Source organism: Bacteroides thetaiotaomicron VPI-5482, assembly GCF_000011065.1.
Lineage (GTDB): Bacteria > Bacteroidota > Bacteroidia > Bacteroidales > Bacteroidaceae > Bacteroides > Bacteroides thetaiotaomicron.
On sequence record NC_004663.1, the window covers coordinates 5805637 to 5828938 of the forward strand.

21 protein-coding genes are annotated in these 23302 nt (G+C 44.3%); 15 read left to right on the top strand and 6 right to left on the bottom strand.

The window, feature by feature from the left end; genetic code table 11:
- Nucleotides 1-7 precede the first annotated feature (7 nt).
- The gene (locus BT_RS22225) at nt 8-1165 is read left to right on the top strand and encodes a glycoside hydrolase family 18 (protein WP_172461648.1); all 1158 of its coding nucleotides are present in this window, start codon (nt 8-10) and stop codon (nt 1163-1165) included.
- Nucleotides 1162-2337 carry a DUF1735 and LamG domain-containing protein gene (locus BT_RS22230; RefSeq protein WP_011109247.1) on the top strand — a complete coding sequence of 392 codons (1176 nt, stop codon included), beginning with the start codon at nt 1162-1164 and terminating at the stop codon, nt 2335-2337. The genes BT_RS22225 and BT_RS22230 overlap by 4 nt, the downstream gene beginning before the upstream one ends.
- A 135-nt stretch (nt 2338-2472) precedes the next feature.
- Here BT_RS22230 and BT_RS22235 read toward each other — a convergent pair whose 3' ends face one another.
- Nucleotides 2473-3864 carry a DUF4419 domain-containing protein gene (locus BT_RS22235; protein WP_011109248.1) on the bottom strand — a complete coding sequence of 464 codons (1392 nt, stop codon included), beginning with the start codon at nt 3862-3864 and terminating at the stop codon, nt 2473-2475.
- Nucleotides 3865-4076: 212 nt separating this feature from the next.
- Here BT_RS22235 and dinB point away from each other — a divergent pair, with 212 nt between their 5' ends.
- The 3 genes from dinB (at nt 4077) to BT_RS22250 (ending at nt 8158) form a co-directional block, all read left to right on the top strand.
- Nucleotides 4077-5168, top strand: coding sequence for a DNA polymerase IV (dinB, locus tag BT_RS22240; protein WP_008760075.1), 1092 nt, complete (start codon nt 4077-4079; stop codon nt 5166-5168).
- A gap of 295 nt (nt 5169-5463) precedes the next feature.
- Nucleotides 5464-7398, top strand: coding sequence for a heparinase II/III domain-containing protein (locus tag BT_RS22245; protein ID WP_011109250.1), 1935 nt, complete (start codon nt 5464-5466; stop codon nt 7396-7398).
- 58 nt (nt 7399-7456) lie between these two features.
- The gene (locus BT_RS22250; protein ID WP_008760077.1) at nt 7457-8158 is read left to right on the top strand and encodes a DUF4627 domain-containing protein; all 702 of its coding nucleotides are present in this window, start codon (nt 7457-7459) and stop codon (nt 8156-8158) included.
- Between the two features lie 65 nt (nt 8159-8223).
- On the opposite strand, the gene BT_RS24410 is transcribed toward BT_RS22250, so the two are convergent.
- Nucleotides 8224-8361, bottom strand: coding sequence for a hypothetical protein (locus tag BT_RS24410; RefSeq protein ID WP_008764567.1), 138 nt, complete (start codon nt 8359-8361; stop codon nt 8224-8226).
- Between the two features lie 325 nt (nt 8362-8686).
- On the opposite strand from BT_RS24410, the gene BT_RS22255 reads away from it, so the two are divergent.
- The 4 genes from BT_RS22255 (at nt 8687) to BT_RS22270 (ending at nt 13926) form a co-directional block, all read left to right on the top strand.
- Nucleotides 8687-11404 carry a transglutaminase domain-containing protein gene (locus BT_RS22255; protein ID WP_011109251.1) on the top strand — a complete coding sequence of 906 codons (2718 nt, stop codon included), beginning with the start codon at nt 8687-8689 and terminating at the stop codon, nt 11402-11404.
- Between the two features lie 83 nt (nt 11405-11487).
- On the top strand, nt 11488-11925 hold the full coding sequence (locus tag BT_RS22260) for a hypothetical protein (protein ID WP_011109252.1): 438 nt from the start codon (nt 11488-11490) through the stop codon (nt 11923-11925).
- 340 nt (nt 11926-12265) lie between these two features.
- Nucleotides 12266-12697, top strand: coding sequence for a hypothetical protein (locus BT_RS22265; RefSeq protein WP_048696877.1), 432 nt, complete (start codon nt 12266-12268; stop codon nt 12695-12697).
- Nucleotides 12698-12711: 14 nt separating this feature from the next.
- A complete protein-coding gene (locus BT_RS22270) occupies nt 12712-13926 on the top strand; it encodes a sodium ion-translocating decarboxylase subunit beta (RefSeq protein ID WP_011109254.1) in 1215 nt (404 codons plus the stop codon).
- A gap of 46 nt (nt 13927-13972) precedes the next feature.
- On the opposite strand, the gene BT_RS22275 is transcribed toward BT_RS22270, so the two are convergent.
- The 4 genes from BT_RS22275 to BT_RS22290 all read right to left on the bottom strand — a co-directional run bounded on the left by BT_RS22275 (nt 13973) and on the right by BT_RS22290 (nt 17094).
- Nucleotides 13973-14722 (bottom strand): copper homeostasis protein CutC, encoded by a 750-nt coding sequence (locus BT_RS22275; RefSeq protein WP_011109255.1) that lies wholly within the window; start codon nt 14720-14722, stop codon nt 13973-13975.
- A gap of 122 nt (nt 14723-14844) precedes the next feature.
- On the bottom strand, nt 14845-16380 hold the full coding sequence (rny, locus tag BT_RS22280) for a ribonuclease Y (RefSeq protein ID WP_008760083.1): 1536 nt from the start codon (nt 16378-16380) through the stop codon (nt 14845-14847).
- Between the two features lie 116 nt (nt 16381-16496).
- Complete coding sequence (locus BT_RS22285; RefSeq protein WP_008760084.1) at nt 16497-16787, bottom strand: cell division protein ZapA; 291 nt, start codon at nt 16785-16787, stop codon at nt 16497-16499.
- Between the two features lie 13 nt (nt 16788-16800).
- Complete coding sequence (locus BT_RS22290) at nt 16801-17094, bottom strand: hypothetical protein (RefSeq protein ID WP_011109256.1); 294 nt, start codon at nt 17092-17094, stop codon at nt 16801-16803.
- An 818-nt stretch (nt 17095-17912) separates the two neighbouring features.
- On the opposite strand from BT_RS22290, the gene BT_RS22295 reads away from it, so the two are divergent.
- From BT_RS22295 to deoC, 6 genes are read left to right on the top strand one after another with little or no spacing between them, the layout of a single operon-like run.
- Nucleotides 17913-19001: an SMP-30/gluconolactonase/LRE family protein gene (locus BT_RS22295; RefSeq protein WP_008764572.1), complete on the top strand. Its 1089-nt coding sequence runs from the start codon at nt 17913-17915 to the stop codon at nt 18999-19001.
- 56 nt (nt 19002-19057) lie between these two features.
- A complete protein-coding gene (locus BT_RS22300; protein ID WP_008760087.1) occupies nt 19058-19429 on the top strand; it encodes a Lin0368 family putative glycerol transporter subunit in 372 nt (123 codons plus the stop codon).
- Nucleotides 19430-19442: 13 nt separating this feature from the next.
- Entirely contained in the window at nt 19443-19922 is a 480-nt protein-coding gene (locus BT_RS22305; protein WP_008760088.1) for a Lin0368 family putative glycerol transporter subunit, read from the top strand.
- 28 nt (nt 19923-19950) lie between these two features.
- Nucleotides 19951-21468: a xylulokinase gene (gene xylB, locus BT_RS22310; protein ID WP_008764573.1), complete on the top strand. Its 1518-nt coding sequence runs from the start codon at nt 19951-19953 to the stop codon at nt 21466-21468.
- A gap of 24 nt (nt 21469-21492) precedes the next feature.
- Nucleotides 21493-22527, top strand: a complete 1035-nt coding sequence (locus tag BT_RS22315) for a zinc-dependent alcohol dehydrogenase (RefSeq protein WP_008764574.1) — start codon at nt 21493-21495, stop codon at nt 22525-22527.
- Nucleotides 22528-22566: 39 nt separating this feature from the next.
- Complete coding sequence (deoC, locus tag BT_RS22320; protein WP_008764575.1) at nt 22567-23283, top strand: deoxyribose-phosphate aldolase; 717 nt, start codon at nt 22567-22569, stop codon at nt 23281-23283.
- The last annotated feature ends 19 nt before the right edge of the window (nt 23284-23302 follow it).

Sequence of the window (23302 nt, forward strand, 5' to 3'; positions counted from 1 at the left end):
GATTCATATGAAAATGTTAAGACGATTATTATATATACTTCCTGTTATAGGGATAATGATTGCGTCGTGTGTCGATATAGAGAGCAAGGACTTTGAACATATCGGCGGTTACAACACGATGGACAATGAAGAAAGTGCACAGTATTATGCCGATCTTCGTGCATGGAAGGCAACCAGTCAGGGTTACGGACGTCCTATTTTCTTCGGATGGTTCAGCAACTGGTCTCCCGAGGGACCTATTCGTAAAGGATATTTGGCTTCTTTGCCGGACAGCATCGACATGGTATCGATGTGGAGTGGTCCATTCGGCTTGAATGAAGCGAAACTGGCTGATAAGGAGATTTTCCAAAAGAAGAAAGGCGGTAAGATCACGGTTTGTTACATTCTGCATAATATTGGAACTGGTATTACGCCTGCTTCCGTTTCAGAAAAAGTACAGGCGGAAAACCCGAATGCTTCCAGTGAGGAAATCACGGAACTGGTCAATAAGGCAACAGAAGCTTATTGGGGATTTACCAGTGGAGAGAAAGGTGCTGAAGACCATATCGCAGCCATTCAACGTTATGCCAAAGCATTGGTAGACACGATTGTTGCGACTGATTATGATGGTCTGGACATTGACTGGGAACCCGATAACGGTGGTGACGGCGGAAGATATGTAGGCAGTCTGAAAGACCGCAGAGGTGGTCCGCGTGGTGAGTTTCTGCATTATCTGGTAGAAGAGATAGGAAAATACTTTGGTCCGATGGCAACCGAGCGTCCGAATGGTAAGTACTACTATTTTATGATTGACGGTGAAATATGGAACTCTAACAAAGAATCTGCTCCTTATTTTGACTATTTCATCACTCAGGCATATGGTGACTCCAATCTCGATCGAAGAGTGAGTACCTTGCAAAGCTGGTGTGGAGAATATTACGACTATCGTAAGCACATCTTTACAGAGAACTTTGAGTCATCCTGGACTACCGGTGGTGTACTTTTGACTCAGGCTGCTTATAACCATGCCAATGGTCCGAAAGGTGGCGTCGGTGCTTTCCGACTTGATAATGACTATGATAATGCCCGTGATTACAATTTTGTGCGTCATGCTATACAGATCAATCTGCAGGCTTATCAGGAATATATGGACAATCAATCTAATAAAAATACAGAACAGCAATGAAACGTATCAAAATCTTATATGCAGGTGCACTAGTTGCATTGTCTTTCTCTAGTGTGGGTTGCAACGACAGCGAAAGCGATCTGTTGGAACCGAAACTTTACTTTGAAAGTAATGTGATAAGAGTGGAAGTTGAAGCGGATACCTACGAGTGCGAATTGGTGTCGCGGCTTTCAACGATGGTGAAGAGTAATGTAAATGTGAACTATCAGGTAGGAGGGCAGGACCTTGTGGATGACTACAATCATAAACACGGGACGACCGGACAGCTTCTGGCGACTGATAACTATGAAATGACAGGAACTTCTTCGACCATTAAAGCAGGCGAACTGTATGCTGATCCCTGCGGATTGTCGGTAAAGAACATTACCAAGGGGGAAGACGGGGTAACGTATATTCTGCCTGTAATAGTGAACAGTACGGACATTGAAAAGATAAGCAGTTCGAGCGTTACTTATATTGTAGTAAGGAAACCAATTATTATTGATAAGGTATACCGTATCAATCCGGGCTGGCTTGATGTACGTCTGCCGACTGCTTATAAAACAATGGGTTCTGTCACCTACGAAGCATTGGTTTATGCCGAACGTTGGAAGAATCTGGGCACCATTATGGGCAATGAAGGTACTTTGATTATGCGTACCGGTGACTTGAATCATCCTGATAACGAGCTTCAAATGGCCGGAAGTGTTGCACTTCAGATGCCCGATGTATCTATATTCCTGTTGAATCAGTGGTATCATGTAGCGTTCACTTACGATGCTTCTGCGGGAATGGCTACTCTTTATCTCAATGGAGAGAAAATAGCAGAAAAGACGGTAGGCTCACTGACATTCGACTTGAACGAACGTTTCTGCATCGGTTATGCTTATGACTATGACCGGAATCGTAAATGGAACGGATTTATGAGTGAGGTTCGTTTATGGTCGGTAGCCCGTACTGCGAATCAGATTCGTGAAAATATGATGTTTGTCGATTCAGGTTCAGATGGTCTGGTCGGTTATTGGAAACTGAATGGAGAAGATATCGAACAACGGGACGGAGTGTGGTATGTGCTCGACCAGTCACCGAATCATAATGACGCAACTTCCAATAATGGTTTGCGTGGTGAAACCGGTGGTAGTCAGTCTTTTGTAGAGCCGACGGTAGTAGATATGAGGGTTCGGCTTGAATAAATATAGGTTTGTTTTCTAGGTAGATTAAATAGCGGGGGCTGAATTCTCAATGCAGAATTCAGCCCCTATTTTTTATTTATATGAAATCCTGATTATTTCTTTTATGTTTCTGTGAATTACTCGGTAATATTTTTGTTATATTCTACTTCCGTTTATCTTAATGTCGGTATTGGGAAATAAAGTTTTGATACGTTGCATCTCTTCTTTAGTAATTCTGCCGGATAGCTTCAACCTTTCGATTTTCACTTTTGACAGTTCGTCCGGTATATCAATTTCATTAATAAAGGTAAGCTCCAACTGTTTTATTTCTTCAAGTTTCAGCAGGACGGAAGGGAACTCTTTCACTCTAAGGTTGATACCCCTGCCTTTGGCATCGGCTTTCAATCTGTTTATGAGTCCGGTGTTGTCTGTGTTTTTCTTTTTGACCATCCAGCCAATTTGTGGTCTCAGTGCAAAATTCTCATTGTTTTGTTTGAGTCCGATGAAACCGGACCACAACTCCAGTGGTGTTTCAATTACGGTGTCATTGTATGCTTCAATATACTTTAAATCAACTTTTACTATCTCGCTCGGAAGCTTTTTACGACCCACAATCTGTTTTAGATTATTTCTTTTCCCCTCATTGTCGTAAGGAAAGAATTTAATGATCCATCCATCAAAAGTCTCGGGAGCTCCGCATGACTTTGGCGAATGACATTTAAACATATTGCGCCAAAACTCTTGGTTTATTGTTCCTTTTGATGCCTTCACAAACTCCTCCAAAAGAGGTTCAAGTTGTGAAATCCACCATTCGAGTTTATATTCTTTTAGTCCTCTGGCTTTATTTAAAACTTTTTCCCAGTCTTGTGGTGTCCCTTCAAGCGTGATTTCCGGAATACCGCAAACAATCATTATGGTGATAAACTCGAAGTATGATTTTACCGTTTCCATTATTGTTATTTCAGAAACAGTCTTTTCCAAAGAGGTCGTTGTAGAGAAATTACAAGTGAGTGTTTCAACCAAATGGCCTCCTACCTCTTTTCTTATCTGTTCCGTAAACTGCGGGAAAATTTCTTCCCATAAAAGACTCGGGTCTTTCAGTTTCTTATGGGATTGTACAATTAAAGATTCCTTTCCGGAGAAATTTACAAAATATTTTCTCAAAGACTCATGGTTGGCATTCACATGTTGGGCAAAACCTTGATTAATCAGTAGCCAAATCATATCCGGAGATAAAACGAACGGCCTATGATCTGCATAAGCCTGATACATACCGCAGAAAAAAGAATTATACCCGAAGTATAATAAACTGTCAGGAGATTCACTCTTGGCTATTACATTAAATGGAGGTTTCCAGATGTCTTTTTCTGTAATTCGAATGGTTGATTCATTGTCAAATAGCATCAGATATCTGTAGATTTCATCAGGGGAAGTCACGGGATATAATTTTTCGGGCTTGGAGAGTTGTTCAACTTCAAAAGTAATTCCATTTTGAGCAACTATGGAAGTGCTGCATAGAATGAATAAATAGAATAGTAGTTTTTTCATAATACTAAATTTACTTTATGGTTTGTATTTCAAATATTTTCCTGTTGATAGATTATAGATAACAATATACAAATATAGTATTATTAGAAATGGAATCGCTATGATATCGAATCTTTTTTATGTCCTGTGCTTCTAAAAAAATAGGCGCGTATTATTTTAGAGGCTGTTTATTCGGAAAATTATAGTAAGTTTGCTATGGAATTTGAATACAAGTGTTTCAGCGTAAGATAATACATATCGATATGGACGCCTTCTACGCTTCTGTAGAACAGCGTGATCATCCGGAACTTCGTGGCAAACCCTTGGCAGTGGGACATGCCGAGGAGCGGGGAGTTGTGGCAGCAGCCAGTTATGAAGCCCGTCGTTACGGGGTCCGTTCCGCCATGTCTTCTCAGAAGGCGAAACGTTTATGTCCCCAGCTTATTTTTGTATCCGGAAGAATGGATGTTTATAAGTCCGTCTCCCGTCAGATACACGAAATCTTTCATGAGTATACCGATATAATTGAGCCTCTGTCTTTGGATGAGGCCTTTTTGGATGTTACGGAGAATAAGAAAGGAATCTCTCTGGCAGTTGATATTGCAAAGGAGATAAAACTTCGTATCCGGGAACAGTTGAACTTGGTCGCATCTGCCGGAGTCTCCTATAATAAATTTCTTGCAAAGATTGCATCGGACTATCGGAAACCGGACGGACTATGTACCATACATCCTGACCAGGCGCTGGACTTCATCGCCGGACTTCCGATCGAATCTTTTTGGGGAGTAGGACCTGTGACAGCAAAGAAGATGCATTTGCTTGGTATTCACAATGGTCTTCAATTACGTAAATGCTCGCTCGAAATGCTGACGGCCCACTTTGGAAAGGTGGGGGCGCTCTATTATGAATGTTCGCGGGGGATTGACGAGCGTCCGGTTGAGGCAGTTCGTATTCGGAAGTCTATCGGTTGTGAACGAACGCTGGAAAGAGATATATCGGTTCACTCTTCCGTTATCATCGAATTGTATCATGTAGCGGTAGAATTAATAGAACGTCTTCAACGTAAAGAGTTTAAAGGAAATACATTGACTCTGAAGATTAAGTTTCATGATTTTAGTCAGATAACCCGAAGTATTACGCAGTCGCAGGAGCTGTATACATTAGATCGCATACTTCCACTCGCTAAAGAGTTATTGAAAAGTGTGGAGTACGAACAGCATCCTATCCGCTTGATCGGGCTTTCTGTTTCCAATCCGAAAGAGGAGGCGGATGAACAACATGGAGTTTGGGAGCAGCTCAGTTTTGAGTTTAGCGATTGGGAATAAAGTTCAGGTTTTACCATCGGTGGAAATTTTATAGAAGCTCAAATGAAGTTTCTGTTTATAATCAACAGGATGTTTTTCAAACGGAACCTCTGTTTACTCTGAATGAAGGCTCTGTTTGCCCTAAATAGAAGGTCTGTTTGCTTTGAACAGAGCGTCTGTTTCACGAGAGGGCTGAGAGCTTCTGGATGTACTTTTTTTGAAGTCTGTACTTTTTTGTCATGAGGTTCGTATGATTTGCTCACCTTACTTTTTGAGAGATGCGTTATCTTTGCCATACTTAAACGAACAAAATACCATGAATCGAATGAAGCATTTAATTTGTGTTTTTCTGTTAGCTACCTTTGGAAGTTTCTCTTTCAAAGCCAATGCCTATACAGAACGCGATATGCTGCAAAAAGCGGCAGATGAAACTACGTTGAAGAATGTGCTGGTAATGAAACAGGCATGGGTACCTTATCCGGCCTATACTGACCGTGCCGCTTGGGACTCATTGATGGGGTCCAACAAGCAGCGTCTTATCGCGGCAGGCGAGAAGCTCCTCGACTACAAATGGCAACTGATTCCTGCCACCGCCTATCTTGAATATGAGCGGACCGGTAATCGTAAAATCATGGAAGTTCCCTATGACGCCAATCGTCAGGCATTGAATACGCTGATGCTGGCAGAACTGGCGGAAGGCAAAGGACGCTTCATCGATCAGCTACTCAACGGGGCTTACATGAGTTGCGAAATGAATTCATGGGTACTGTCTGCTCACCTGCCCCGGCAAAGCAGCAAACGTTCTCTTCCTGATTTCCGCGAACAGATCATTGATCTTGGTTCCGGCGGATATGGTGCATTGATGGCTTGGGTGCACTATTTCTTCCGTAAGCCTTTCGACAAAATCAATCCGGTGGTTTCTCTGCAAATGCGCAAAGCTATTAAGGAACGTATCCTCGACCCTTATATGAACGATGACGATATGTGGTGGATGGCGTTCAACTGGCAACCGGGTGAGATTATCAATAACTGGAATCCTTGGTGCAACTCCAATGCTTTGCAGTGTTTCCTTTTGATGGAGAACAATAAAGACCGTTTGGCAAAAGCTGTATACCGTTCGATGAAATCGGTAGATAAGTTTATCAACTTTGTGAAGTCTGACGGCGCTTGCGAAGAAGGGACTTCTTATTGGGGACACGCGGCAGGTAAACTTTATGATTATTTGCAAATACTTTCTGATGGTACAGGTGGTAAAATATCCCTGTTGAATGAACCGATGATCCGGCGTATGGGAGAGTATATGTCCCGTTCTTATGTCGGTAATGGTTGGGTGGTGAACTTTGCCGATGCTTCCGCGCAAGGTGGTGGCGATCCTCTACTGATCTATCGTTTTGGTAAAGCGGTAAACAGCAATGAAATGATGCATTTTGCCGCTTATCTGCTGAATGGTAGAAAACCGTACGCGACCATGGGAAACGATGCATTCCGCTCGCTCCAGTCTCTGCTTTGCTGCAATGATCTTGCCAAAGAGACTCCAAAGCATGATATGCCGGACGTGACTTGGTATCCCGAGACGGAGTTCTGTTACATGAAGAATAAGAATGGAATGTTCGTGGCTGCCAAAGGCGGATTCAATAACGAAAGTCATAATCATAATGATGTGGGAACGTTTTCCTTATATGTGAATACCATTCCCGTAATCCTTGATGCAGGGGTAGGTACATATACTAAGCAGACTTTCGGTAAAGACCGTTACACCATCTGGACAATGCAGAGTAATTATCATAATCTGCCGATGATTAATGGTATACCGCAGAAATACGGACAGGAATATAAAGCGACAAATACCACTTGCAATGAAAAGAAACGTGTCTTTTCCACTGATATTGCTGCCGCCTATCCGTCGGAAGCAAAAGTGAAAAACTGGATCCGGTCGTATACACTGGATGACCGGAAACTGACGATCACCGACAGCTACACGCTGGAAGAGGCCGTAGCTCCCAATCAGGTGAATTTCATGACTTGGGGCAATGTCACTTTCCCTTCACAGGGCAAAATTCAGATTGAAGTAAAGGGGCAGAAAGTGGAACTGGACTATCCGACCCTGTTCAAAGCCGAACTGGAAACAATCCAATTGGACGATCCGCGCCTCTCTAATGTATGGGGTAAGGAGATTTATCGCATCACACTAAAAACAAACGAAAAGAAAGAAACTGGAAATTATAAGTTTGTTATTCAACAAATTAAATAGGATTCAGCAAGCAGAGTGAAAATAAGAAATAACGTATAAACAATTAAATCGCAGTAAGATGAAAAAAGTATTATTAGTTAGTCTTTTGGCTATCGCAGGAGTAAGCATCAGTGCGCAGAATCTGATCAAAAATGAAAAGTTTGCTACGGAAGTAACGAACAAGGTAACCAATCCTAGCAAGGCTACGGCTGGTGAGTGGTTCATTATGAATAATGAGGCGGACGGAGTAACAACAATCGCTTGGGAGCAGACTGGAGATGCCAAGTATCCGAACGCGATGAAAATAGATAATTCGGGTGCTGAGAAGAATACATCCTGGTATAAAGCATTTCTTGGTCAACGTATTACAGATGGCTTGGAGAAAGGTATCTACGTGCTGACTTTCTATGCAAAAGCAAAGGAGGCAGGAACTCCGGTCAGTGTATATATCAAGCAGACGAATGAGGAAAAAAATGATAACGGTAAACTGAACACCACTTTTTTCATGCGCAGGGATTATGATGCTGACGCCCAGCCTAACGCTTCTGGGGCACAGTACAACTTCAAGATTAAAGATGCCGACAAATGGACAAAGGTCGTTGTTTACTATGATATGGGACAGGTAGTAAATGCAATCAGCAGCAAAAAATCAAATCCTGCTCTGGAAGTGTCCGATACGGATGATGACGCTGCTATCCTGAAAGACTGTTACGTGGCTATTCTTGGACAGAATAAGGGTGGTGTAGTAGAAATCAGTGATGTGACTTTGAAGAAGAAATAAAAAGAAAGAGCGGAGAACCAGTGTGGTTGCTCCGCTCTTTTCATGATATATATTAGTGTGTTTAATTACATGGCAGGCTGCTTCGTCAGCAGTTTTTGAAGTTTACCATTCAAGGTTTGGCACATTGCACCGTTTCCCATTGCTTGATAACGTTTGATACGGTACTGTAACATCATGATTTTTTCATTTGCATTCTTTTTCATAATTTGTTTCCTCTTTTTTTGCCCTCCACGTTTTGAAGAGCGGTTTTACATCTTGTTTTCTTTATTAACACTGCAAAGATACAAAATGTTTTTGAATTATATGCTGTAAAACATAAAAATCTTCTTTTTCTTATGAATTTTCTTTTTATGAGAGGTTCGGACACGGAGATGTTACAAACCTGTTACAATTTTCCCGTCCTCTTTCCCCGATGACAATATTATTCTTATCTGTCACATTTTTATATACTTATCTAGGCATTCAGAAAATATTCTTGTACTTTTGTGAGTCAGCAATCTTATTATCTAAAATAAACCAAACACTTTTATGAAGACATTCATTCATCTTTTATCCGTTCTTATCCTGTCTGTTGTGCTGTATGCCTGCAACAATGCTCATTTTCTGAAAGAAGAGAATTATCGGAATCAAGTGACCGAAGACTTTGAACAGAAAAAGCAGGCACTTCCTCATGGAGACCTGTTTACTGTTTTTTCGAATCCTGACTTGTCTGTATATGAGCAGGAAGCTCTGATGTTTCTCTATGCTTATATGCCGATAGGGGATGTGACGGATTATTCAGGAGATTATTATTTGGAGAATGTTCGTTTGTCCGGGCAGACGCGTACTGAGATGCCTTGGGGAGATCTGATTCCGGATGAATTGTTCCGGCATTTTGTGTTGCCTATCCGGGTGAATAATGAGAATTTGGATGACTCGCGTCGGGTGTTTTATGGAGAATTAAAGGATAGGGTGAAGCATCTGTCCATGAAGGACGCTATTCTGGAAGTAAATCATTGGTGCCATGAAAAGGTGGTCTATCGTCCGAGTGATGCACGTACCAGTTCGCCGCTGGCATCGGTGAAGACAGCGTATGGGCGTTGCGGAGAAGAATCCACATTTACTGTGGCTGCGTTGCGTTCGGTGGGGATTCCGGCAAGGCAGGTATATACTCCCCGTTGGGCACATACGGATGATAATCATGCCTGGGTAGAAGCGTGGGCGGATGGCCAGTGGTATTTCTTCGGAGCTTGCGAGCCTGAACCGGTTTTGAATCTCGGATGGTTCAATGCTCCTGCCAGTCGCGGGATGCTGATGCATACAAAGGTGTTCGGTCGCTATACCGGTCCGGAAGAGATTATGCTTGAAACGCCGAATTACACGGAGATCAATGTGATAGACAATTATGCGCCTACTGCCAAAGCTACAGTGACGGTGACGGATACGGAAGGACATCCGGTATCAGGTGCAAAAGTGGAATTTAAGATATACAATTATGCTGAGTTCTATACGGTAGCCACGAAATATACCGATGCCGAAGGTAAAGCCTTCCTCACTGCCGGCAAGGGAGATATGTTGGTATGGGCATCTAGGGATGGAAAATTCGGATATGCTAAACTGTCATTTGGAAAAGAAGATGCTTTGAAGTTATCTTTAGATAAGAAAGTAGGTGAAAGCTATACACTTCCGATGGATATTGTTCCTCCGGTAGAAGGGGCTAACCTTCCCGAAGTAACTCCTGAACAACGGGCGGAAAATGACCACCGGATGACACAGGAAGATTCGATCCGCAATGCATATGTGGCAACGATGATGACAGATGAACAGGCAAAAGAATGGGTGAACGGACTGTACGGAAATATATTGCAACCTGAAACTATGAAAGATAAGTTGGCAGCTTTTCTGGTTGCTTCGCGCGGAAACCACCAGACATTGAAGGATTTTCTTTCAGCTATCAGAAAGGAGAAAAAACATATTTCATGGGAGGAAATGCGGGGTATGTGGTTATTAGAGAATATCTCGGCAAAAGATCTTCGTGACGTGACACTCGATGTACTGAACGATCATCTGAAAAACACATCGGATGGAGAAAAGACGGACACTGATCTGGTGAAAAGGGCGTTGCTCAATCCTCGCATAGCGAATGAGATGCTGACTCCTTATAAAAAGATACTTTATGATGCAATTTCTGAAGCAGTCTTGAAATCGGCACCTGTTGATGCTGCTCATGATGCCAAAGCATTAATAGAATGGTGCAGAAAAGAGATTAAGATCGATAACGAACTGAATTCTCAGCAGATTCCTGTTTCTCCGATGGGAGTATGGAAGTCGCGTGTAGCTGATGAGAAGTCCCGTGATATCTTCTTCGTAGCAGCTGCCCGGAGCATAGGGATACCAGCCTGGATTGATGAAGTGACCGGGAAGGTTCAATATGTAAGCGATGGGCTTTCTCCGCAGGATGTCAACTTTGAGACTTCGCAGTCCACACAATCTTGTACCGGCATGTTGAAAGCCAGCTATACTCCGATACGTTCTTTATCCGATCCTAAATACTATTCTCATTTCACTATCTCCAAGTTTAAGAACGGCACGTTCCAACTGCTCAATTATGACGAAGGCGATGTAGATATGGGTGGTGGTGCTACGTGGTCGAATCTCCTGAAAAACGGAGTAAAGCTGGACGAAGGTTATTATATGATGGTGACCGGAACCCGCCTGGCTAGTGGTGCGGTACTCTCCAATACCACATTCTTCACTATCGAACCGGATAAGACGACTACTGTTGACCTTGTGATGCGTGAAAGTAAAGATCAGGTGCAAGTGATCGGTAATTTCAATTCCGAAGCTACTTATCGTCCGGTAGGAGGTACTGACCTGCAAAGTATCCTGCAAACCTGCGGACGCGGCTATTTTGTGGTTGCTGTTCTCGGAGTGGGGCAGGAGCCTACCAATCATGCTTTAAGAGATATTGCAGCTTTGCGCAGCGAGTTTGAACAGTGGGGACGTAAAATGGTCTTTCTTTTCCCTTCGGAAGAGCAATATAAAAAGTTCAACACGCATGAATTTAAAGATCTTCCCTCTACCATTGTTTATGGCATTGATGTGGATAACAGCATTCAAAAACAGATTGTTGATGCGATGAAGTTGAATCAATCAACCCTGCCTGTCTTTATCATTGCCGATACCTTCAACCGTGTGGTCTTTGTTTCTCAAGGATATACGATCGGTCTGGGAGAGCAATTGATGAAAGTAGTACATGGATTATAAAGAGGAGCCAGAGTGCAATAATCGTTAATTCTTACCATTAATACATTGTTATTGGAAAAGAATGATTACGTTTGCAGCAAATTATGGCAAAGTACATTTTTTGCATATTAGCATGCGCATTTCTGGCTTTGGGATTTACTCATATTTCCAATAAAGAATTGCAGGGATTTCAGAAAGAAACTGAGGTCCCGGCAATTGATATGCAATACAATGCGGGAGCAAATTGCAGTGTCTCTTCTGCCGGTTTCGATAAATCATGTAAAGATACTCATTCATTGCTGACTGACGGAACTTACGGCAGTAAGGTCAGTGACTGCATTTTTGATAACCTCTCTTTTCCGAGAAGCATTGTTCCTTTCAAGAATCTGAGATTTAATACAAATACTGCAATAATACAGATATTGAGCTCACTGAATACGTTGCTTCCGGAGGAACGTCTGAGCCATACCTGCTTTGATGTCAATTACACTAAATATTCGTGTAAATACTACGTCTATACATTAGCCCATATTCTTATTTAGGCTGCATTATTTTTCATTGGCAGGGTGAGGTTTTCTCTCTGTCCCTCCTTTTATTTATTGTTCCTATAAACGTGTGATATATTTCCCGGATACCCAATCAAGTATAGGGATCAGGATATTGTGTTTTCGTTGTGAAACGGGAGTTACGTCGTATAGAAGCAAAGATGTATACCGAAGTGATTCAAGCAAATAACATCTGCCAATTGTTTCTATATGGGTGATGAGGAGTGCCCAATGGGATTTTAACTTTCATGTGTGTCTAAAATTTAATAATGATTTGCCATTGGGCGCCTCTTCTTTTTTTGAATACTATATTATCAAACCTATATTTTTTATTGCTATGATTGATTTATTAATATCTACTTTCGCTATGATGGGGCTCACCTTTCTCATCGGTTTTTTTGTTGCGGCAGTCATCAAACTGATTGCTTATGCGGCAGATTCTTTTGATTTTTATAGTTCTCACCGTTTGGAGCTGCTGCGGTTACATCGCTGGCGACAACACCGGCAGAAAGTAGAAAGGCTTGTCAGGCAGATGCCTCTTCCGGACGAAGGGACTTTAGGAGATTATCGTGAAGATTTCAGTCGTGGAATCAACCGGAATGTTTCCGGCTATTCCGGTTATTATCATGGAGTAAGTCCGGGTGCGTCGGAAGAGAACCTGATGGATTATTATTATCCGCGGGATACACGTGAGTTCTTTCTCAAAGAAGAAGAACTGGCGCATGTCAACAAGAAAAATACAAAGAAATCTACTATCAACAAACAATAAAATGACATTTATTTATGGAAAATATTGATTTTGCCACCCTCTTTCAGGGTATCGGCACAATGATGGAAAGCGGCTGGTTACTGGCTTCTGCCAGAGTCTTTCTGGTACTTCTCGGTTTGTTACTTATCTATCTGGGTTGGAAGGGAGTGCTCGAACCTATGGTTATGATTCCGATGGGATTGGGCATGGTAGCCATCAACTGCGGAACATTGATGATGCCGGACGGTACATTAGGTAACCTCTTCCTCGATCCGATGCTTTCGGATACGGATGACCTGATGAATACGATGCAGATAGACTTTCTGCAACCTGTCTACACGCTGACTTTCAGTAACGGGCTTATAGCCTGCTTTGTCTTTATGGGCATCGGAACTTTGCTGGATGTGGGCTTCCTGCTCCAGAAACCGTTTGCGAGTATATTCCTTGCTTTATGTGCCGAACTCGGTACGTTCCTTACCGTGCCCATCGCTTCCGCACTCGGACTGACTTTAAAGGAAAGCGCATCTGTTGCTATGGTAGGTGGTGCGGACGGTCCGATGGTGCTCTTTACTTCGCTGGCTCTGGCAAAACATTTGTTTGTTCCTATCACGGTAGTCGCTTACCTGTATTTGGGACTGACGTACGGAGGGTATCCATATCTGGTCAAGCTATTAGTGCCCAAACGTTTCCGTGCCATTAAGATGGTGACTAAGAAGGCGCCGAAGAACTACGATGCCAAAGTGAAACTGGCTTTCTCTGCTGTTCTTTGCGCAGTACTTTGTTTCTTGTTTCCGGTTGCCTCTCCATTGTTCTTCTCCCTGTTTCTGGGTGTTGCTGTTCGTGAATCCGGTATGAAGCATATTTATGATTTTGTCAGTGGTCCGTTGCTCTATGGCTCGACCTTTATGTTGGGAGTGTTGCTGGGCGTACTTTGCGATGCACATCTGTTGCTCGATCCGAAGATTCTGAAATTGCTGGTATTAGGTATCGTCGCACTTTTACTTTCCGGTATCGGAGGGATTATCGGAGGATACATCATGTACATTGTCAAACGGGGAAATTACAATCCGGTGGTCGGTATCGCAGCCGTTAGTTGCGTACCTACCACCGCAAAGGTCGCCCAAAAGATAGTAAGCAAAGACAATCCCGATTCATTCGTATTGGGAGATGCCTTGGGAGCCAATATCTCAGGAGTAATCACCTCGGCTATTATTACCGGTATTTATATTACGATTATCCCTTATTTATAAACAGGTATGCTATTGCAGGACTATAAATCGCTGTTTATCGCAGTTTTCAGCTTTTTATAGCCTGAATGGTATTTATCACTCTTTGGGCGGTGGTTACATTTCGTTCGTATTCGTCGATATGTACAGTGCCGCCCATCGATACTGATTCGTTTTTATACTTCATATCGCTCTTGATGCTTTCCCGTGCGGAGAAATGAAACTCCTGTATTCCGGTTTCCGAAGCAATGCGGGCGATATTTTTTTCGTTCACGCCACATCCGGCAAGCAGGATAATTCTTCCGGAAGCCTGTGTCTGCAATGCTTTTAGCAAGGGGATTCCGAGTTCGGCAGTAGCTTGCTGACCGGAAGTAAGGATACGGTTACACCCCAGTTCGATAATCTGCTCCAAAGCCTTTTCAGGATCACGGCATATATCAAAAGCACGGTGAAAAGTCACTGATAACCCTTGTGAGGCTTTCATTAACTCTTGCATTACAGGAAGGTCGATTTCCCCGTTTGCCGTCAGACAACCGAATACCACTCCGTCAGCTCCCAACTGCCGTGCCATTTCTATATCTTTCAGCATCGTTCTCACTTCGATGGGAGAATAAAGAAAATCCCCACCCCGCGGACGGATAATGACATGCAGACGAGTCGTTGTCAGCATGTCGCGTGCTGTCGATATCTCTCCGTAAGAAGGAGTCGTCCCGCCTTCCGGAATACCTGCACATAACTCTACCCGGTCGGCTCCGCCTGCCTGTGCTGCCAGACAGCTTTCTACGGAATTGGCACAGACTTCAAATTGGTACTTTTTCATAAGCTGATACTTTTAGACTGTATGCTGCTGCGTGATGCTGCAAACATGAGAAGTGAATGATGATAAATTGAAAAAGGGCGAATTGCTTCGCCCTTGTATTGAATCTTCTTTTGAATATTTACTTATTTAGCGAAGCTGACCGCACGTGTTTCACGGATAACGGTAATCTTCACCTGTCCCGGATAAGTCATCTCGTCCTGAATCTTCTTGGCGATTTCACCGGACAAGCTTTCAGTTTGCTTGTCATCGATCTTATCGGCACCTACGATCACGCGGAGTTCGCGTCCTGCCTGAATAGCGTATGTCTTGGTCACACCCGGATAAGCCATAGCCAATTGTTCAAGATCGTTCAGGCGTTTGATGTAAGCCTCTACGATTTCACGGCGTGCGCCCGGACGTGCACCGGAGATAGCATCACAAACCTGTACGATAGGAGCCAGCAGACTGGTCATTTCCGTTTCGTCGTGGTGAGCACCGATAGCGTTGCAGATATCCGGTTTTTCTTTGTATTTCTCGGCAAGTTTCATACCCAGCAATGCGTGCGGCAATTCCGGTTCTTCATCGGGCACTTTACCGATATCATGCAGCAAACCTGCACGTTTTGCCTTCTTCGGGTTCAGTCCCAGTTCCGATGCCATCACAGCACAGAGATTGGCTGTTTCACGGGCGTGTTGCAACAAGTTCTGACCATAAGAAGAGCGATATTTCATCTTACCGATGATACGGATCAGTTCCGGATGCAGACCGTGGATACCAAGGTCGATTGTTGTCCGTTTACCGGTTTCGATAATTTCTTCCTCTACCTGTTTGCGTACTTTGGACACCACTTCCTCGATACGTGCCGGATGGATACGTCCGTCTGTCACCAGTTGGTGAAGAGCCAGACGGGCAATTTCACGGCGAACCGGGTCAAAAGCGGAAAGAACGATTGCTTCCGGAGTGTCGTCTACAACGATTTCAACGCCGGTAGCGGCTTCCAGTGCACGGATATTGCGTCCTTCACGTCCGATGATACGTCCTTTGATTTCGTCCGATTCGATATGGAATACCGTTACGGAGTTTTCGATGGCAGTTTCGGTAGCTACCCGTTGGATAGACTGGATAACGATCCGTTTAGCTTCTTTGCTGGCAGTCAGTTTGGCATCATCCATGATGTCGTTGATAAACGACTGTGCCTGCGTTTTAGCTTCTTCTTTCAGTGATTCGACCAGACGTTCTTTTGCTTCGTCGGCAGACAGACCGGAGATTGCTTCCAGTTTTTCTATTTCCTGATGTTGCAGTTTGTCCAGTTCTTCCTTCTTTTTGTCAACGATAACAAGTTGCGCCTCCAGGTTTTCCTTTACGGCTTCGGCTTCCAGCTTTTTGCGTTGGATTTCTTCCTGACGCTGGCTGAGCACCATTTCACGTTGTTTCAGTTTATTTTCCGCCTGCTGAATCTTTTGATTACGCAGTGCCACTTCCTTCTCCAAATCAGCTTTCTTGTTCAGGAATTTTTCCTTTACTTCCAGCAATTTGTTTTTCTTAATTACTTCAGCTTCTGTCTCCGCATCTTTCAGGACACTGTCGTACTTGGACTTCAACACGTACCGGAACAGTACGTATGAAAGGATTCCTCCTACGACGAAGCAAGCAATTGCTGTTGCTATTATTGCTATCATTCTTACATTAATTTAGTTATATAAATAAAAACGCACCGCCAAATATCAGAGCATACATTTGCTCGGATATTGTGCAGTGCGTGGTGTTTTCTTTATCAGTGAATGGCTCGGTGGCATTATTCTTTCTTAAAATAATCCTCCAGCAATTCCGTTAGTTCTTTTACCTTTTCCGTATACGGAGTGGTATCGTTACGTTGCATTAATTGCAGTTTCTCCAACGAGAACTGATAGGCTACCATGGCAATAATCTTTTCCGGTTCAAGGTTTTTATAGTATTCCCGGTACGCATTAAGCCTGATGTTTACCTGCTTGGCTGCTTCCCGTACCATTTCTTCTTCCTCTCGGTTAATGGTTAACGGGTAGTTTGAATCTGCTATTTGCAGGTTTATCTTTATCTTATCGTTCATACATCTTTCTTCTTTACTCGTTCAATAAAGCGATGCATTTATCGACTTCACGCACTAATTTTGACAATCGCAGCTTCGTCTCTTTTACGTCGCTGCCGTTAAGGCTGATTGCCGTAGCTGTTTTTAGGTTTGTATAGTTGACTTCCAATTCATCATACTGAGCTTGCACCTTCTCGTTCTTCAACTTTTCGTTTTCAAGAAGTTTTCTCAACCCGGCATTTTCACGCTTTAATTCATCGTGCAAATACATTAAATGCCGTAGCTGCGTTTCAAAGGTACTCAATAACTTTTTTTCTTCTTCTGTCATCACTACACCAAAATTGTACACAAAAATACGATTAACTCTGATATTACAAAAACTTTTCGGGAGAAAATGTGCTTTTTAGCCTTAAAATAGCGGAATACGTGGGCAAAGGGGATGAATTATGGAAGAGTATGCGTATAAATCTTTTCTTTATGAACAGCTTGTCGGAGGTGAAAAATGCAAAAATGCAGAAAATGCACTCCACAATTTTTCCACACACAGGCGCGCGTATATAATATAGTTTACGCGTATTTAGTTATGTTCGTGTGTGTATGTGTATGCGCGTGCGCTTACGTGTGTGCGTGTGTTAGGGAGGCCCCCGAAAAAGTGCATTTTTGCATCGGTTAATAACATAGCGCTTTGGGGAGGCTAAAGCTTAGCTTTACGACTCCTAAAGCTAAGCTTTAGCTCACACAAAGCGCCGCTTTGTATTTTCAGCCGGATTGTTTCATTAATCGCATGACTTCATATTCTCTTTTTTCGGCAGATTCTAGCCGGTAAATCTTTCCATCCACACCGGAGGCACCTTCTAAATAAACTCTTCTTTTTAGTGGTTCCGTTCATCTGATTCGTTCATAAAATAATGTGATTTCTATTATTATTGAGTTCTCTGTCGGTGGATAATCAAGAGATGAAATGAATCATTCTGTTGAAGGATTATATCCTTTTTTAATGAAAAAAGGGGCGTTTTTGCGTCATAATGAACAAATTTTGTCCTTTATTGATTTGTCGTTTTCCTTCTTTGCTGAGATTTTCCAGTAAGTTTGCGTACCGAACTAACGGACTCAAATTATAAACATAAACATTTGTATCAGCTAACCATGAAAAAGTATTATTTACTATCTCTGATTTCTGCTTCTTTGATTGGAGCAACTTGTATTCAATGTACTTCTCCCAAACAAAAGAGTGGAGAGAATACTCTTCCGCAAAAGAGTGAACTGTTTGTATCATTGCCGGACTATTGTCCGACACCGGATGGCATGGCCATTGCTCCCAATGGAGATTTGATTCTGGCATGTCCCAATTTTGCAGATATCACACAGCCTGCTTGCCTGATGCGTATTACTAAGGATGGAGCCGTTTCAAAATGGCTGGATGTGCCTGTATTGGAAGAAACCGGATGGGCTTCTCCGATGGGACTTGCCTTCAATGAAGAGGGCGACCTGTTTATCAGTGACAATCAGGGCTGGAGCGGTGCAGAGAAAGCAAAGAACAAAGGACGTGTACTTCGTCTGAAGTTTGAAAATGACCAGTTGAAGGAAACTATTACAGTAGCATCCGGCATGGAGCATCCCAATGGTATCCGTATCCGTAACGGAAAATTATATGTGACTCAAAGCTCTTTGTCACAGATCAAAGACCCTTCCGGTCTGCTTGTCAGCGGTGTATATTGCTTTGATATGAACGACCGTGACATTGCAGTAACCAATACTTCGGCAGATCAGAATCTGTTGACTACGGTAATCACCAAGAACCCGGAAGTACAATACGGACTGGATGGAATCGTGTTTAACGAAGCGGGCGACCTTTTTGTAGGTAACTTCGGTGATGGCGCAATCCATCGTATCAAGATGGACGCGGAAGGAAAAGTTGTCAGCAACGATGTCTGGGCACAGGATACGACTCAGCTTCGTACCACAGACGGTATGTGCATCGATGATAAAGGAAATATTTGGGTAGCAGATTTCTCTGCAAATGCCGTTGCCCGTGTAGATAAGGACGGAAAGATTCAGCGTATCGCCCAAAGCCCCGATTGTGATGGAAGCGATGGCGGACTGGACCAACCGGGCGAACCCATCGTATGGAACGGTCAGGTGATCGTATCCTGTTTCGACCTGGTGACCGGACCGGACAAGGTAAATACCAAGCACGACAAGCCTTTCACACTAGCTAAACTGTCACTGGAATAAGCCTTGATTACCAATCTGAAAACACATTATCAACCCAAGAACACATTATCTATAATATGAAATACTATCTATCGACCTTTGCCGGCTCCGCCATCTGTGGTGGTTTCGCTTTCGGCATCTGGCCGGAACTCTGGAAGACTTACGGTCTGATGGGCGGCTGGCTGGCGGCAACGCTGATTATCGGCATCATGTGGTATATGAATCATTATAACGGAGCGATCTTGAATCCTCCGGGAAAAATATGGCTCGATCAGGGCTGGTGTATCGGTTCTGCCGGTATAGCCTGGGGAATCGTCCGCTTTCAGGGAGACATTACCAATTTCTTTTATGCAGTGCCTACACTGGTCTGTTGTCTGATAGGCGGTGCACTGGCGGGAATTGTAGTTTGGAAAATCCGTTCGTGCGACTGTGCCCGAAAGATAAAATAAGGAGGAGAACACAATGAGCGAATGGTTACAAACCTATAATGAGATGTTCGGTATGTATCATGCCGGAATCATTACCACTATTTTCGGAGCTTTTGCCGTGACATTTACCGTATTGATGAGCTGGCCCAAGCTGGTGAAGGACTTCGGTCCGATAGGCGGATTCATGGCAGCCGCCCTTATCATCGGAACATTCTGGCTGGTCAATCATAAACTGCCCGGATTCGGCTTCTCTACCGGATTGCTGAATGATGCCGACGGCTTGCCGATGCAATTCAGCCTGATCCATCAGGGGAATCGCGGCAGTGCCCCCTGGGTAGACATGGGATGGGCGATTGCGATGGGATTCATCTTTGCAGACGTGCTCTGCGCACCGAAAGGCACACGCGGCGGATTGCTGAAAGAAGCGTTTCCCCGTTGGGTAGTTATTATACTGGGCGGCATCGTCGGAGGAATCTTCGTCGGCCTTACCGGATACACGAATGCGGCACTCTAATTCAATTAACTGAAAAGGAAAATATAAAATGTATATATTAGCACATGACTTGGGTACCAGCGGGAACAAAGCCACTTTGTTCGATGAATCGGGGCTGTTGATAGCTTCGCGTACCGCTGCTTATCCTACCGACTATGCTTCCGGCAACCGGGCGGAACAGAATCCGCACCATTGGTGGAAAGCCATCGTTGACACAACACAGGCACTTCTCGAACTGGTATCACCCAATGATATTGCCGGAGTAGCTCTTAGCGGACAAATGATGGGATGTCTTTGCATAGATAAAGACGGTAATCCGCTTCGTCCGCACATGCTCTATTGCGACCAGCGTTCGCAGGAAGAAGAAGCAAAGTTGACCGAAAAGATAGACCCGCTCCATTTCTACGAAATCACGGGACATCGGATCAGCGCCTCTTACTCTGTGGAGAAACTGATGTGGGTAAAGAAGCACGAACCGGAAATCTTTGCGCAGACTGCCAAAATGCTGAATGCGAAAGATTACATCAACTACCGTTTGTGCGGTACTATCGCCACAGACCCTTCGGATGCATCGGGAACCAATGCCTACGATTTGAACCGTTGGCAATGGAGTGAAGAGATCATAGAAGCCGCAGAGCTCGATCTTTCTTTATTCCCCGAAGTCCGTTCGTCGATTGACGTGATCGGAGAAATCACCAACGAAGCTGCCCGTGAGACAGGACTGCTTGCCGGAACACCCGTCATCTGTGGCGGCGGCGACGGTAGCTGTGCCGGAGTAGGTGTCGGCTGTGTGGCTCCGGGCACTGCGTACAATTATCTGGGCTCTTCTTCCTGGGTAGCACTGACGGTCGAAAAGCCGATTGTAGACGAACAACGCCGTACCATGAACTGGGCGCATGTAGTGCCCGGTATGCTGCATCCGTCGGGAACGATGCAGGCGGCAGGATCATCCTACAACTGGATGATCAACCAGCTTTGCCAGAATGAACAGGCACTGGCAGCTCAATCGGGACGCAGCGTGTTCGAACTGATCGACGAGCAGATCATTGCTTCTCCGATAGGTGCGAATAAACTCCTGTTCCTTCCCTATATGCTGGGTGAACGTACTCCCCGTTGGAACGTTGATGCCAAAGGGGCTTTCATCGGTCTGACGCTGGGACACAAACATGGTGATATGTTGCGTGCCGTAATGGAAGGAGTAACCTTGAATCTCGGATTTATCATCAATATATTCCGCAAGCATGTTCCTATCGACCGCATGACGGTGATCGGCGGCTGTGCTCAGAATCCTGTCTGGCGTCAGATGATGGCGGACATCTATCAGGCGGAAATCCGTGTGCCTAACTATCTCGAAGAGGCAACTTCGATGGGAGCGGCCATCCTTGCGGGTATCGGTGCGGGTGTTTTCCCTGATTTCTCTGTAATCGACCGTTTTGTCCGTATCGAGCAGACGGTGCAGCCTATTCCCGAAAACGTGAAGAAGTACGAAGCGTGGATGCCTGTTTTCGATCAGGCTTATCACGCCTTGTGTGAGATGTACACAGAGATAGCAAAAACTGAACTATAACCTATAAAAATGAATAAGAATACGATGAAATCTGTAATTGTGCCGGCTCCCGGCAAAATAGAAATACGAGAGGTCGAAACTCCTGTCATCAATGCTTATCAGGCGTTGGTGAAAACAGAAATGGTGGCACTGTGCAATGCGACCGACAGCAAACTGATTGCGGGACATTTTCCCGGAGTAGATACTTATCCTCTGGCTTTGGGACACGAGAATGCAGGAATTGTAGTGGCTGTAGGCGAGAAGGTACGCAACTTTAAAGTAGGCGACCGTGCTATCGGCGGTCTGATCTCCGACTTTGGCGCGCAGGGTATTAACAGCGGCTGGGGCGGTTTCAGCGAATATGTAGTGGTGAACGATTTCGAGGTACTGAAAGAAGAAGGACTGGCTACCCCCGAACAGGGATGCTGGGACAGCTTTGAAATTCAGAACTCGGTTCCTGCTCATGTGCAGCCGGAAGAAGCGGTGATCTCTTGCACCTGGCGTGAAGTGCTGGGCGCTTTCAAGGATTTCAACCTGACTCCGGGAAAGAAAGTGATAGTGGTAGGCTCCGGTCCTGTAGGACTGAGCTTCGTCAAGTTGGGCAAGCTGTTCGGCTTGGGTCAGATTGATATCGTCGATATGCTTCCTGCCAAACTGGAAGTAGCCCGCCGGATGGGAGCAGACAACGGATATACACCTGCTGAAATCAGCACGCCGGAGTTTATAGCTGCTGCCGGTCGTTCATACGATGCCGTGATTGATGCCGTAGGGCTCGATGTAGTAGTCAATTCCGTATTGCCGTTGGTAAAAATGGGCGGTGATGTCTGTGTATATGGTGTCATGACGAAGAATCCGACATTCGATTTGTCGAAAGCGCCTTACAACTTCGACCTGCATATGCACCAGTGGCCTACCCGTTCGGAAGAGAAAGCGGCTATGACCACGCTGGCACAATGGATTGAAGAAGGCACACTTTCCGCTTCCGACTTCATCACACACCGTTTCAAAATCGAAGAAATAGAAGAAGCCTTCGCTGCCGTGAAGCGGGGTGAAGTATTGAAATGTGTATTGACTTTTTAAGAACTAACAATTAACTAACATATTAAACGACTCAAAACAATGGAAAAGAAAAATATAAACGAAGTGATTGCAAATTTATCAGTAGAACAACTGGCAGGAATGATTGACCATACCTTTCTGAAACCTTTCGGAACGGCGGAGAACATCGAAAAACTCTGTGCAGAAGCCCGTCAGTATCAGTTTGCGATGGTAGCCATCAACCCTGCGGAAGTGGAAACCTGTGTCAAACTGCTGGAAGGTTCGGGTGTACGTGTAGGAGCGGCCATCGGTTTCCCTCTGGGGCAGAATACCGTAGAGTGCAAGGCATTCGAAACCCGTGATGCCATTGCCAAGGGAGCTACCGAAATTGATACGGTCATCAATGTCCGTGCTTTGCAGAAGGGACAGACAGACATTGTAAAGAAAGAAATCGAAGATATGGTTTCTATCTGCAAACCTGCCGGTGTGATCTGTAAAGTGATTCTTGAAACTTGCTACCTGACTGACGAAGAGAAAGAAACCGTATGCCGCATTGCAAAGGAAGCAGGTGTGGACTTCGTAAAAACGTCTACCGGATTCGGTACGGCAGGCGCCAACGTGCATGATGTTGCATTGATGCGTCGTGTGGTAGGTCCGGTGATCGGTGTGAAAGCTGCGGGCGGTATTCGCGACCTCGATACGGCACTGGCATTGATTCAGGTGGGTGCTACCCGCATCGGTACTTCAAGCGGTATTCAGATTGTAGAAGCTTACAAAGAGTTGAAGAAAGGTCTGTAATATCCGGTTCAGAAAGGTA

Coding starts and splice junctions, on each gene's coding strand:
- BT_RS22290 (WP_011109256.1), bottom strand. CDS start 17,094: ATGACAGAAGAAGAAAAAAAGTTATTGAGTACCTTTGAAACGCAGCTA.
- BT_RS22315 (WP_008764574.1), top strand. CDS start 21,493: ATGAAATCTGTAATTGTGCCGGCTCCCGGCAAAATAGAAATACGAGAG.
- BT_RS22245 (WP_011109250.1), top strand. CDS start 5,464: ATGAATCGAATGAAGCATTTAATTTGTGTTTTTCTGTTAGCTACCTTT.
- xylB (WP_008764573.1), top strand. CDS start 19,951: ATGTATATATTAGCACATGACTTGGGTACCAGCGGGAACAAAGCCACT.
- BT_RS22270 (WP_011109254.1), top strand. CDS start 12,712: ATGGAAAATATTGATTTTGCCACCCTCTTTCAGGGTATCGGCACAATG.
- BT_RS22285 (WP_008760084.1), bottom strand. CDS start 16,787: ATGAACGATAAGATAAAGATAAACCTGCAAATAGCAGATTCAAACTAC.
- BT_RS24410 (WP_008764567.1), bottom strand. CDS start 8,361: ATGAAAAAGAATGCAAATGAAAAAATCATGATGTTACAGTACCGTATC.
- deoC (WP_008764575.1), top strand. CDS start 22,567: ATGGAAAAGAAAAATATAAACGAAGTGATTGCAAATTTATCAGTAGAA.
- BT_RS22230 (WP_011109247.1), top strand. CDS start 1,162: ATGAAACGTATCAAAATCTTATATGCAGGTGCACTAGTTGCATTGTCT.
- BT_RS22235 (WP_011109248.1), bottom strand. CDS start 3,864: ATGAAAAAACTACTATTCTATTTATTCATTCTATGCAGCACTTCCATA.
- BT_RS22250 (WP_008760077.1), top strand. CDS start 7,457: ATGAAAAAAGTATTATTAGTTAGTCTTTTGGCTATCGCAGGAGTAAGC.
- BT_RS22255 (WP_011109251.1), top strand. CDS start 8,687: ATGAAGACATTCATTCATCTTTTATCCGTTCTTATCCTGTCTGTTGTG.
- BT_RS22260 (WP_011109252.1), top strand. CDS start 11,488: ATGGCAAAGTACATTTTTTGCATATTAGCATGCGCATTTCTGGCTTTG.
- BT_RS22225 (WP_172461648.1), top strand. CDS start 8: ATGAAAATGTTAAGACGATTATTATATATACTTCCTGTTATAGGGATA.
- rny (WP_008760083.1), bottom strand. CDS start 16,380: ATGATAGCAATAATAGCAACAGCAATTGCTTGCTTCGTCGTAGGAGGA.
- BT_RS22275 (WP_011109255.1), bottom strand. CDS start 14,722: ATGAAAAAGTACCAATTTGAAGTCTGTGCCAATTCCGTAGAAAGCTGT.
- BT_RS22265 (WP_048696877.1), top strand. CDS start 12,266: ATGATTGATTTATTAATATCTACTTTCGCTATGATGGGGCTCACCTTT.
- BT_RS22300 (WP_008760087.1), top strand. CDS start 19,058: ATGAAATACTATCTATCGACCTTTGCCGGCTCCGCCATCTGTGGTGGT.
- BT_RS22295 (WP_008764572.1), top strand. CDS start 17,913: ATGAAAAAGTATTATTTACTATCTCTGATTTCTGCTTCTTTGATTGGA.
- BT_RS22305 (WP_008760088.1), top strand. CDS start 19,443: ATGAGCGAATGGTTACAAACCTATAATGAGATGTTCGGTATGTATCAT.